Source organism: Gaoshiqia sp. US2 (assembly GCF_059705485.1).
Map to the genome: position 1 here is coordinate 4,290,083 of NZ_AP048550.1, position 12,227 is coordinate 4,302,309.

Annotated in this window: 7 protein-coding genes; 2 read left to right on the forward strand and 5 right to left on the reverse strand. The window is 47.7% G+C overall.

The annotated features are described in order from the left end of the window. Positions 1-4: 4 nt before the first annotated feature. Both buk and AC6H3C_RS17010 read left to right on the forward strand, forming a co-directional pair. Positions 5-1,090, forward strand: coding sequence for a butyrate kinase (gene buk / locus AC6H3C_RS17005; RefSeq protein WP_497516613.1), 1,086 nt, complete (start codon positions 5-7; stop codon positions 1,088-1,090). 144 nt (positions 1,091-1,234) lie between these two features. Beyond that, the gene (locus AC6H3C_RS17010) at positions 1,235-1,510 is read left to right on the forward strand and encodes a hypothetical protein (RefSeq protein ID WP_497516614.1); all 276 of its coding nucleotides are present in this window, start codon (positions 1,235-1,237) and stop codon (positions 1,508-1,510) included. Between the two features lie 114 nt (positions 1,511-1,624). Here AC6H3C_RS17010 and AC6H3C_RS17015 read toward each other — a convergent pair whose 3' ends face one another. The 5 genes from AC6H3C_RS17015 to AC6H3C_RS17035 all read right to left on the reverse strand — a co-directional run bounded on the left by AC6H3C_RS17015 (position 1,625) and on the right by AC6H3C_RS17035 (position 12,184). After that, positions 1,625-2,986: an IS5 family transposase gene (locus AC6H3C_RS17015; RefSeq protein ID WP_497516615.1), complete on the reverse strand. Its 1,362-nt coding sequence runs from the start codon at positions 2,984-2,986 to the stop codon at positions 1,625-1,627. 225 nt (positions 2,987-3,211) lie between these two features. After that, positions 3,212-4,540: a Gfo/Idh/MocA family protein gene (locus AC6H3C_RS17020; protein WP_497516616.1), complete on the reverse strand. Its 1,329-nt coding sequence runs from the start codon at positions 4,538-4,540 to the stop codon at positions 3,212-3,214. Positions 4,541-4,616: 76 nt separating this feature from the next. Beyond that, entirely contained in the window at positions 4,617-7,022 is a 2,406-nt protein-coding gene (locus AC6H3C_RS17025) for an alpha-L-rhamnosidase-related protein (RefSeq protein ID WP_497516617.1), read from the reverse strand. A gap of 171 nt (positions 7,023-7,193) precedes the next feature. After that, entirely contained in the window at positions 7,194-8,726 is a 1,533-nt protein-coding gene (locus tag AC6H3C_RS17030) for a RagB/SusD family nutrient uptake outer membrane protein (protein WP_497516618.1), read from the reverse strand. A gap of 17 nt (positions 8,727-8,743) precedes the next feature. Then, positions 8,744-12,184, reverse strand: a complete 3,441-nt coding sequence (locus AC6H3C_RS17035; RefSeq protein WP_497516619.1) for a TonB-dependent receptor — start codon at positions 12,182-12,184, stop codon at positions 8,744-8,746. Positions 12,185-12,227: the final 43 nt, after the last annotated feature.

Genomic DNA, 12,227 nt, shown 5'->3' on the forward strand with positions numbered 1-12,227 from the left:
TTGCATGAGTGAATATCGTATTTTAGCCATTAACCCGGGATCGACCTCCACCAAGTTCGCTGTTTATTTCAACGAAGCGTGCAAGCTTTCCAAAGTACTCAGGCACTCCATCGACGAATTGTCGAGCTACCAAACCGTGTTGCAACAGTTCGACTTTCGCAAAGGAATGATCATCGACGCCTTGGTGGAAGAAGGCTTTGAAGTCGACCGCATCAAACACATTATCGGGCGCGGCGGACTCACTTACCCGCTTGAATCGGGCGTTTACCTGGTCGACAACCTGATGCTCGGCCATGCCCGCGAAGGGGTCTACGGGCAACACGCCAGCAACCTGGGCCCCTTGATCGCCGATTATATCGCTAATCAAATTCCGGGAGCCAAAGCTTATATTGCCGACCCGGTGGTCACCGATGAGCTCGACGAAATTGCCCGGATCACGGGACATCCGGTCTTTAAAAAACGGTCCATCTTTCACGCGCTGAACCAGAAAGCCACGGCCCGCGCACATGCCCGGAAAACCGGAATCCCCTACGAACAACTCCGGCTGATCGTCGTTCACCTGGGCGGGGGAATCTCGGTTGGCGCCCATCTTCAGGGCCGCGTGGTTGATGTGAATAACGCGCTCGACGGCGATGGCCCGTTCAGCCCCGAACGCAGCGGCTCCTTACCCGTCGGGCAGGTCATCGATTTGTGTTTCGACCCGCACTGGTCGAAAGAAGAAATCAGGCGGATGGTCGTGGGCGAAGGCGGCTATGTGGCCTACCTGGGCACAAACAATGCACAGGAGGTGGAACAACGGGCCACAGCCGGCGACGACAACGCCCAGATGATCCAGGATGCGCTGGGCTACCAGGTTGCCAAGACAATCGGAGAAATGGCCGTGGTCTTAAACGGACAGGTCGACGGCATTTTACTCACCGGAGGCATGGCCCACAACAAGTACCTGGTTGAATATATCCGTAAAAAAACAGCTTTTATCGCCGCCATGCACGTGTACCCCGGAGAAGACGAACTGGAAGCCCTGGCCCTGAATGCCTTAATGGTTGCCCGGGGCGAAACCCCCGCAAAAAAATACAACCCAAAAATGTAATGCCCGCTTCGCAGTCGCCGAAAATGCATTGCAAACTTACCGCCTGTTTATGACAGTAAAAAAAAATGTTTGTATCTTGGGGATCTGGCTTTGTGTAAGTGAAATCCGGTTCACAGGCATGTGATAACGTAAACAAGCTACCCTATGATACTCTCGACGATCTTTGGAATTGGTTTGCCACTGAGTGATCCGGTCCTGATTTTTGCAATCATCCTGCTGATTTTCCTTGTTTCTCCAATCCTGTTAAAATGGATTCAAATCCCGCACCTGATTGGCCTGATCATCGCGGGCATCATCATCGGGTTTAGTCATAATCTCTTGGTCGCTAAATGCTGGTTTGTTATTGCCCGTGAACCTTTGGCAATAAAATTGAGGTTCTTCTTCAAATTTGTCGCATACAAAATAGTAAATTCTTACTAACTTACCGTCTTTATCCTTAAAAATAAGCATCTTACGATCAGTATCGAATTGATTATGAGATACTGACTTCCAAGGATTCAAACAAATATAACGCGTTGATTTTTCGCTATTTAGTCAAACGTGAAAAACCCTCATTTTTCCAGAAAGCATGAAACTTAAGTTTCTACTGAAGAGGAAAATTAGGTTTTCAAATAGCTCAAAAATATTTTTTGCCCCGGATTTTAACCTCCGGAGCATTTTTCTCAGGTTGAAACCGACTGCCGCCAGGATTGAGTTCATATTGTCCCCAATCTGGTCGAGCAGGTAATTCCGAAGCATCCGGTGGTCGTGTTTCACGTGGCCAATGACTGGTTCTATCCCGGCCCTGGCCCTGAAGCGTTGCCTTGTTTTTTGCCGTTGGTATTTGTTGTGGCTTTCAAGTGGTTTCCCCGGGCAAATAATTTGTGTGCCATTTACTTGTTTGCGGCCCCGGTATCCCCTGTCAACAATTCCTGTTTCGGGCTTGTGGCCGGTGATCCTTTCCACTTGCGTCAGTTGGGGAGAGAGGGTATCTCCATCGAAGGGGTTTCCGCAAAAGCTTATGATCCCGATAATGATTCCCGATTGACGGGTCTTTACGATTGATACTTTGTTCCCAAATTCGTATTTCTTGTGTTCTTTGCCTTTGGCAATACAACTTACCTGGGGCTGGTGAATACTGTAAACCTTGTTCTTCGAACCCCGGGTTTGGGTCAGTACCCGTTTAAAAATACAGAACTGGTTTTGGTATTTCATTTTTTGGGCTTCTCCCATCTTGCGTTCCAGGTCACGAAAAATCTTTCCCGCAATCACTTTTATCCTTCGCCTGGCGGCCAACGCCTTCTTCTTTCTCCGGGGATGGTCATGGAAGCGCTGGTCGATCAGCAGTTGCTTTAATTCGCGTTGGTAGGTCTGCCTCAGGTGGATGCCTTCTTTCTTTGAGATTTTCCGGCACTTTTCGATGATTTTCTTCTGAAGTTTTACATCGGTGGGGAAGGTGATGTTTTTCTCCTGTACCGTGGTATCGATTAAAACTTCTTTTTCCCGGATTTCTTTGCTCCCAAACAAATCCACTGTTGCCTTCAAAATCTGTTCGGCTCCATTTTCCCCGATACGCCTGCGAAACTTGATCAACTCGGTCCGGTCGAACGGAAAATCGTGACGGAAATAAACTTCTCCGCAGAAATATTGCCAGTACGGGTTTTCGATCCAACGGTCAAGCACGCTTTCATCGCTCTGGTTATACATCCTGCGCAACATGACAACCCCAACGATCAACCGGATCGGGACAGATGGACGCCCGTTGTCGGCACAATAATAAACACTCAAATCATTCTCCAGACTTTTCCAGTCTATTTTCCCGGAAAGTTGAACCAGTTCATGGCTTTCATCAATAAATTGTTTCAACGGGACCCGGAACATACTTAATTGCGGATTTTTTTCTTTTTGACCTATCATTTCTACCAGCTTTTTCTCAAATTTGGCAAAAATCCGGTAGATTTTACTCCCCCAAAATCAAATTTAATCAACAATATTGTATTGATTATCAACAATGTGGAAGCATTATTTTGATTTTTCACGTTTGACTATTTAAAGAACTTTTTTTTTGTTAGTTTTTCAATCCTTGATTCACATTCGTAGTTTAAAAATGACCTTCGTGTAAGCATTTGCTTTCAGCTTAAGTTAAACCTCCGGAAATTTCCATGGGGTACGGTATTCAGGGGCAACCAGTTGGTTGGCTGCTTCGCTGTTGGTAAAGCGGTTGTTTTTGTCATCCCATTTCAGCAGCGGTTCGCCAACACGCCCAGCAATATTGGCCAGGTGTACATGCAGTGCGGCATTCCTACCCACTTCGGGCGGGCAAACGGTTTTTTGCCTTGATTTAATACAGTCCAGAAAATTGCGGACGTGTTCAGGGTGCGATTCTTTTCCTTCCGTAAAAATATATTCGCCCGCCTTGTTCTTCTTCGACTGGTTATCCCATTCGGGCATCACCGAAAGTTTCGATCGGTCTGTCACTATGGTGGCATTATCGCCAACAAAGGCAATTCCGTAAAGCATGTCGTATGGGCCACGCTGCAAACCGGCAGTCATGTCCCAATTGATGGCAAAATCGCTCTTCGGAAAACAAACGGTCATGGAATCAAAAGTTTCGCGGGTGCGTTTTTCCTGAAATGAATTGGCCGCATAAACCAAAACCTGCTCCGGCGCTTCGGTCAGATTTTTCGCCCACAAACCCATGTCGATCAGGTGGACGCCCCAATCGGACATCAACCCGCCGCCGTAATCCCAAAAATGCCGCCACGACCCGTGAAAACGGCTGGCATTGAAAGAACGGAGCGGCGCCGGCCCCAGCCACATGTCAAAATCGACACCTGCAGGGACCGCGCTGTCGGGAACGATCTTACCTCCAACACCGTAGGCGAAATTGGCCCAAATGTTTATTTTCCGCAGATTGCCGATCTCCCCGGACTGAATCAGATCCATCGCCTTCTTAAAAATGAAACCCGAACGCTGCTGCTGCCCTACCTGCACCACTTTGTTGTACCGGTTGGCCGCTTTCACCATGATGTTGCATTCTTCAATGGTATTTGCCATCGGTTTTTCAACATACACATCTTTCCCGGCTTGCAGTGCATAAACAGTCATTAAACAATGCCAATGGTCGGGTGTGCCGATAATGACTGCATCAATGTCTTTTTGTTCCAGCATCTTTCTGAAATCCTTATACAAGGTTGGTGTTTGCTTATATTTTTCGCGGATTTCGGCTGCCTTCTCATTCAGCACCGTTTCATCCACATCGCACATGGCGGTGCAATTAACGCCGTTGATATCCAGATGATGTTTGAGGATGCCAAAGCCCATATTGCGGCAGCCCACCAAAGCCACGTTCACCTGATCGCTTGGGGCTGGTTTTGATGCCCATACACTGGAAGGAATGACTGAAGCCAGCCCAATCGCTGTAGAAGTGACAGCCGTACTCCGGATAAATTTTCTGCGGTTTAGGTTCATATTTTTGTTGTTTAGATTGGTTTACAAAGCAGCATGTACGTGAACAATAACATTTTGTTTTAGCAGCCGGGAAGCCTTATTCATTAAAAGTGACTGACTGCTTTCCCTGTTTTAGTTTCATTGTAGTATTTCGCCAAACAAAGCTGGCGTCCATTCCCTTGGGAATCGTAACCGAACCGGTTATTTGTGAGCCGTTTCGCCGCAAATCCAATTCAACATTTCCCAAATGATGCGGGTAAACAGCGCTAATTTTCTCCAATTCACCAAAAGCGGGAGCAATCTCCACCTTTTTATGCCCAGGCAAAAGTGATTTAATTCCACAAACAGTGCGAAAGAAAAAATAATTAGGCGCGCTGCTCCAGGGATGGCATTCCGATCGTTGGTTTTCTTCGCCCCACTCAAGCGGGACTTCAGCAAAGGTAGTCATACCGCGGCTTTTCATCAGTTGCCATTCTGAAATCTGTGGCATAAACTCTTCCTGAAAACCAGTTTTGTTCATTGCTTCAAACAGGTAGAGGTGCAAAAACAGGTCAACCTGCCCAAACCAGTCTTTCGGTTCCAGCAATTTTTTCATCAGAATTTTGGCTTTATCGTCTGTAGCAGCTCCGGCTAAAATGGCCAGCAGGTTGGTAATCTGGCTGACCTGCTGGTTCCCGGGCGACTCGGTATAAAATCCGCCCTGGTTTTTACAAAGTTGATTGACTACTTTACAGATTTGATCAGCCCGATGGCGATATTCAACCGCCTGTCCGGCCTTTCCCAAAAAATCGAAAATTTCGGCAGCATGGCGTAAGGTGTAAGCGTAATGCAACGAGTAGAGCGTGTTGTCACCTTCGTAAACCGTTGGCGACTCGCCGTTTTTGTAATGACGCGGCCAGGCCAGTGCAGCCCACCAATCCATTTTCCCAAGCAAGCCGTTCGGCTGCCGTCGCTTTTCAAACCAGTCGAGCACGCTGTAAATCCCCAGTTCGAATCCGGCGATAAAGTCTTTGTCGTCCTTCCAAAGCATATAATCGTGCACCTGGTCAATCCAAATGAGTGAATACGATGGAATTATCAAGTGAAAAGGGTTTGGATAACAAGCAAAAGTCAGTCCTTCCGGAATACGCGACTGATCAAATTGGATCAGCGCATTACGGGTAAGTCGGTCGTCGCCTGAAAGGGTGAGCAACGAAAGATTGTGCACCCGCGAATCACCTGTGTATTGCATCTGTTCGTAATAAGCATCCGACAAAAGCATGTCTTGTGCACAAATGCTGACCGACCTCCAACCGGCGTCCATCATCCAATCGGTCAGCGGGTTATTTGCTTCAAATTTCGCTCTGGGTTCAATAGGCGCATGGCAGGCAACGTGCTCATATTTTTCAATGACCAGCGGTTCACCGCGGGTTTCAATATCCAGTTGAATAAAACGGAATGCCCGGAGGTATGTCGGTTTAAATAAGCGTTTTTTGCCGCCGTCGGGAATAAAAACGTCTTTCAACCCAACCATGAATTTGCCGTCAATCTCGTTGCGGTTTCCTTTGGGAGCTTTATTTTTTACGATCAGGTTTTCGGCATACATTACCTGTATCCGCGCATCTTTACCCCCGCTGACCAGCATTTCGGGATAACCCAGGGTGAGGTAAGTTTGATCAATCAAAATACTTACGTTTTGATTGGCAGAAATTTTCAGTTGAGCTTTTCCTTTCAGAAATTGCTCATCTGCTTCCACTCCGGCTGTCCGCCGGATGGTTGAAAACGGCACTTTCGTTTCCTTTAAAATGCCGGTCCTTCGGGGGACAAGCATTTTCCCGCCGCTGTATAAAATGCCACCGGCAAACTGCTGTTCCCGTTCGCCCGCAATGTCGCACCATTTTGCCGAGAGCCAATCCGAATCATCAAAAGCTGGATGTTCCCAACCCCACGGGTAAAATTCTGCACGGATGCTATCGGTTGGATTGCCCACGTACAAGCCAAAATCAATGGTGCTGGGGTCAGTCATCCAATCCACCTGTTTTGCGTTAAATGCCCGGTTGTGGAAACATTTCCAGCTTCCGCCGAAGGTATTGAGAGCCTTTTCGTTTTCAGAATCTCCCTGCAGGATGAAGGAAGTCATCTGCGAAAAATACGTAAAAGAACGTTTTGGCCCCCAGTTGATCACTTCGGCCGCAATGGTGTTTTTCCCGGGCTGAAGGAACTCAGCCAAGTCAACCGTTTCGTAAAACCAGTGTGCCAAATCGCCTCGCGCCGGCCCGCGCAAAACATAGTTGCCGTTTACGAACAAGCGGTAATGGTTGTCGGCCGAAAGGTGTACCACAAATTTTTCGGGTTTTTCCACCAGTTCGAAGTTTTTTCGAAACAGAATGACCGCATGGGCCTGCGGCTGCACCTCGGGATGCATAATCCAGTGGGCCTTCCATTCAACCCCATCCGCAGAAGAAAAGACAGGCAAAAAAAGCAGAAACAGAAGGTAAATGATTTTATTCTTTTGATACGCCATTTGTTTGATTTGAAAAGAGGGTGTTTATACTGCACGGGATAAAATGTGTCAATCTTCCTTATCTAATTGGCAGTTGGCAAGTGTTTTTGCCACCTGCCAACTGCCTTTTGTCAACTTGAGAAAATAAAAACCCTGAGTTCAGTGTTAAACGACACAATCTCATTTTTCCCATTAATAACCTGTATTTTGAACCAGATTTGGGTTCTGGATGACTTCGCCCTCAGGGATCGGGAACGAAACATTATAATCCTTAAAACTGAAGTCGGGTTTTAGTGAGCCGAAATTCCATGTTTTAAGATCGATCTCCCCGGCCATGTGCCTCCGGCGAAGATCGAACCAACGGTGTCCTTCTTCAAACGCCAATTCAATCCGTCTTTCTTTGAAGATCCAGTCCAGGATGGTATTCACATTGGTTTCACCGGTGTTCAGGTTGGCCGGCACTACCGCTTCCACGCCATTGGCGGTCGACATCCGCGCACGCTGGCGAACCTGATTAATCAGGCCGATTGCCTCGCTGGTACTCGCCCCGCTGCGAACAAGCGCTTCGGCTTTCAGCAGCAAAATATCGGCATAACGTAAAATACGAAGGTTATTTCGTTGAATATTGTAACCGACGGCCCAGTTGCCGACCCTGTTGCCATCTTTGATGTATTTTACCACGTTTTTTAAGTCAGCAGCATCCAAATTAACGATGTACGGAATACGCGGGTCTCCCGGCTCAAAAGCATTTTTTAATGTCTGCGTCGCCGTGTAAAAGTTGGAACCGATCCAGTCGGGTTCCTGGGTAAAAAAGCCTACATAAGCGCCAATCTCCCCCACAACCGAAAAATCATCATTATTCAAAAACGGGTTGGTTTCGGACGACTGATCGTTGGCTTGAAATTCGAATAATGATTCCGCGTTGTTTTCTTTGGTGGCATCAAAATTATCTCCATATTTTGGCATCAGCGCGACATTGTTCATGCTATTAAAAGCAGTGATGGCAGCGGTAAAATCTGCATTTTGTCCACTAACATTCCCCCTGAAAACCAAAATTTTGCCAGCCAGTCCCAAAGCAGAATTTGCGGTTACACGCCCTTTGTTTTCGGCATTCCAGGCGTCAGGCAACAAGGTGGCAGCTTCCTGCAAATCGATGATTGCCTGGTCAAGCAGTTGCGTGCCGGTACTACTTGGCGGATAAGCATCGTCCAAATTTGTGATCCGTTGGGTCACCAATGGGGCCGCGCTGCCAAAGGTGTTCCACAACCTAAAATACATCCATGCCCGCAGGAAAAGCGCCTCGCCCCGGTGATAGTTCATCAATTCGGGTTGAATGTTATAGGCGAAATCTTTATTCTCCTCTATTTTTGCCAACAAGGTGTTTGCCCTTGCAATGAGTTGATAAGCATACTGGTAATACGAACCCAGCGAACCATTGCTCCCGGTCAGCCCAACAAAATTTTCAAATTCATGGCCGCCCTGGGTCGTGAGGTTATCATCGGGCAACAGCCATATCCCTGCCAACCAGGCATTTCCCCTAAATCCATAGAAAAAACTCATTTTCTGGTAGATGCCCATCACTGCCTGGGTCATTTGGGTTTCGTTCTGAAAAAAGCCGGCTTCCGTATCTCCGATCGGATCCAATTCGATGGTTGCTTCATCGCACGATTGGATAGTCAAGGCAACCACCAGGAACAAGCAATATAAGATTTTCATTTTTTTCATGATATGGGACATTTAGTTTAAAAATTGACATTCACACCAAGGGTAAAGGTAACCGGAGTGGTGTCGTTTTCCGGGTCAAGTCCTGAATAGGGAGTGATTACAAACAGGTTCGAACCCGACAAGAAACAACGCAGACTGTTTGCCCCAATTTTATTCAAAACTCCTCCCCTGAAGTTGTAACCGACCTGGAAGTTTTGGAACCTTAAAAAGCCGGCGTCCTCCACCATCCGGTCCGAAATACGGTTGTTCCCCGATGGGTCGCCCTCAATCGCCCTGGGTATTTTATTGGACGGGTTTGTAGAAGTCCAGCGGTCGTTATAAACCTCCAGAAAATTGGCCCCACCTGCGCCTATCGACAGTTTGCCATCGGTATTGACGCGCTGTACATCGCCCACACCACGAAAGTTCAGGTTGGCATCCCAGTTTTTATAGGCCAGCTCCAGGTTGAAACCATAATAATATCTGGGAATAGTCTTTCCCAAATACGTCCGGTCGTACGAATCAATCTTTCCGTCGGGCTCATAATGTACATAAGCATCTTCGCCATCGGCGTCGGTTGGCGCACCGTTCAGGTCAACAAAACGAACATCGCCGGGGGCTTTCTTTGAGGTTCGGCCTGGATCGTCAGTTTTGGCCAGCCAGTCAGCAACTTCCTGCGGTGTCTGAAAAATGCCATCGGTTTTGTACCCGAAAATGTAATTCATCGAATGTCCTTCTTCTATCCGTAAGTCTCCGTTTTCAGAAGGCCGGTTCCGGTAAAGTTTTTTCACTTCGTTTTTTACCGTAGTCAGGTTAAAAGAGGCATTGTAACTGAGGTCGCCGATTTTGCCGGCATAACTTGCCTGGAATTCAAAACCTTTGTTTACAACCGTTGCAAGATTGACCACAGGGTTGTTCAGCGCACCAATCACTTGCGGAATGTCGATTGTTTGCAGGATGCCTTCGGTTGTACGTTGGTAAAACTCAGTGGTTAAGGTCATTTTGTTGTCAAAAAACACTGCATCAAACCCAATGTTGAAGGTGGTGGCCGTCTCCCAACTCATGTCCACAATCGGGAAATCGCCAAGCGCCGCAGCAGGCACAATATTGCCCTGCCCGGGAATTTCTGTGGAACCAAGCCCGTATTTCGGGCTGAAATTCACCAGCGACAGGTATGCAAAATCCCTGGTTTCCTGGTTGCCCGTCTGCCCCCAACCTGATCGGAGCTTCAAATCATCGAGCCAGTGAACGTTTTCCATAAAAGTTTCGGAGGAAATCCGCCAGGCTGCAGCAAACGATGGGAAGGTGCCCCATTTGTATCCCGGCCCGAATTTGGAAGTTCCATCGCGGCGCACGGTTGCATCCAAATAATATTTGTTGCTATAATTGTAGCTCATCCTTCCCATATACCCCTGAAGGCCTGAAGGCATGCGGACAATAAACAATCCTTTATCTTCGCGCGGCCAGCCTTCGTCAATTCTACGTTGATCCCAGTTTGGAAGCGGCGAATGGTTATCGATACTTTTCTGCTCCAAAACCCAGTTCACTTTTTGGTCCATCGCGTTCAGCACAATGTCAATGTTGTGGTTTCCCAAACTTTTGGTATAGCCAACTAAAAACTCTTTGATGACATTGGTATTCACGTTGTCGCGTTTCCGGTAAGTATTGCCGTTGGTGTCATAGCGGGTACCCCTTTGGGCTTCAAACAAACCGCGCTCCATCCCGTTAAAAGTTTCATTCGCATTTGATGAATAATCAAAGCTCAGGGTACCTCTTACCCGCAAACCGTCAATGGGATTTACTTCCGCATAAAAGGTACCCAAATTTCGTATGATGTTATAAATATTTATCATGTACTCATACCTGCCCGGCGTATCGCGGGTTGAGTTTCCGTAGCCAAACGACTGAAAAACACCGTTCACCATTCGTCCCGGTGTCGCCCATCCGTTGATACCGTTTTCGCTGTTGTCGTAAACCGGTTGCCACGGTGCATTAAATGCGGCGCTGACACCTCCTGTCCCGTCTTTCGTGTCATTTTTTGAATAGATGAACCGGAAAGATTCGCCCAATTTCAACCAGTTGGTCAATTTGTGATCCGAATTCATAAAAAACGAATAGCGGTCGAACTTGCTGTACGAAACAGCGTTTTTCTGGCTGGTGTATCCGGCTCCCAACGAGTAAGTTGACACTTTCGAACCTCCCGACAGATTGACATTGTAGTCTTGTATCGCCGCGTTTTTTACAAGGCCGGCGTTTATCCAATCTTTGGTGTAGCTTGGACTGTTTCCCAGGTATTCGGGCGCTGACGAGTTGTAATACCGGTAATAATTGGCATTTGGCGTAACGCTGGCGTTGTTTGCCCAGGCTTCGAGATGGGCTGCAACATAATCCTGCACCGACATCACATCGTGCCTTTTATTGATATTCTGCACTCCGTAGCCGGCCGAAAAATTGACAACTGGCTTTCCAGCTTGTCCCCGTTTGGTCTGAATGAGGATGACACCGTTTGACGCACGAACACCATAAATAGCTGTTGCCGAGGCATCTTTCAACACCGAAATGGATTCAATATCATTGGGGTTGATCATACTGAATACATTGATCGGGGTGCGCATGTCCTGCAATCCGGCGTGGGATACAGAAGCGCCGCCCTCGGTCAGTGGGATGCCGTCAACCACATACAGCGGGTCGTTGAAGCCCAAAGTGCCCACCCCACGGATACGGACCGTCGGCCGGGCTGTTGGGTCGCTGCCCGGGTTTGAGATATAAACCCCTGCCATTTTTCCCTGCATTGCCAATTCGGGCGACATTTTGATCTCGCGGTTCAATTCCTCCGACGAAATGGAGGATACAGCGCCGGTAAGGTCGCTCTTTTTCCGGGTACCGTAGCCAATGGCCACGACCTCTTCCAACCCGATGGTTTCTTCTTCCAGCACCACATTTACCTGCGACTGGCCAATCAAAACAACTTCTTTGGTTTGCATGCCAATGAATGAAAAAACAAGTTGTTTGGCGTTTGACGGCAAAGCAATGGTGTACCGTCCGTCGATATCAGTGATGGCGCCAATACTGGTGCCTGTCACCAGCACAGTGACCCCGGGGATTGGCTCGTTGGCAGCATTGGTTACCACCCCTGAAACCCTTCCCTGGTTTGCCTGGTTGATGATTGACAAGCCGCCTTTGTTTTTCAGCAGAATATGCCTGTCGAGTATTTCACTGGTAATTTCTGTGCCTTTAAAAAGTTCTTCAAGAATTTCGTTAATTTTTTTGTTGGTGAGTTCAATGTCCACCTTTTTGGAAAGGTCGACCTGCGAGTTGTCGTAAAAAAAACGAAAATCGCTTTGCTGCTCAATCTGTTCCAGCGCGGTGGCAATGGTTACGCCGCGAAGCGCCAAACTGAGCCTGGCACTTTGGGAATAACTGTTTGCAGATACTTGCACCAGGCCGGCCATCAACAGAATAAACGTGATTCTAGCCATTAGTAACATTTTTTTAAGTGGACGGGGAAATAACATCCCCCTC

Excerpts from the sequence above, each read along its gene's own strand:
- buk (WP_497516613.1), top strand. The coding sequence starts at position 5 with ATGAGTGAATATCGTATTTTAGCCATTAACCCGGGATCGACCTCCACC.
- AC6H3C_RS17010 (WP_497516614.1), top strand. The coding sequence starts at position 1,235 with ATGATACTCTCGACGATCTTTGGAATTGGTTTGCCACTGAGTGATCCG.
- AC6H3C_RS17015 (WP_497516615.1), bottom strand. The coding sequence starts at position 2,986 with ATGATAGGTCAAAAAGAAAAAAATCCGCAATTAAGTATGTTCCGGGTC.
- AC6H3C_RS17020 (WP_497516616.1), bottom strand. The coding sequence starts at position 4,540 with ATGAACCTAAACCGCAGAAAATTTATCCGGAGTACGGCTGTCACTTCT.
- AC6H3C_RS17025 (WP_497516617.1), bottom strand. The coding sequence starts at position 7,022 with ATGGCGTATCAAAAGAATAAAATCATTTACCTTCTGTTTCTGCTTTTT.
- AC6H3C_RS17030 (WP_497516618.1), bottom strand. The coding sequence starts at position 8,726 with ATGAAAAAAATGAAAATCTTATATTGCTTGTTCCTGGTGGTTGCCTTG.
- AC6H3C_RS17035 (WP_497516619.1), bottom strand. The coding sequence starts at position 12,184 with ATGGCTAGAATCACGTTTATTCTGTTGATGGCCGGCCTGGTGCAAGTA.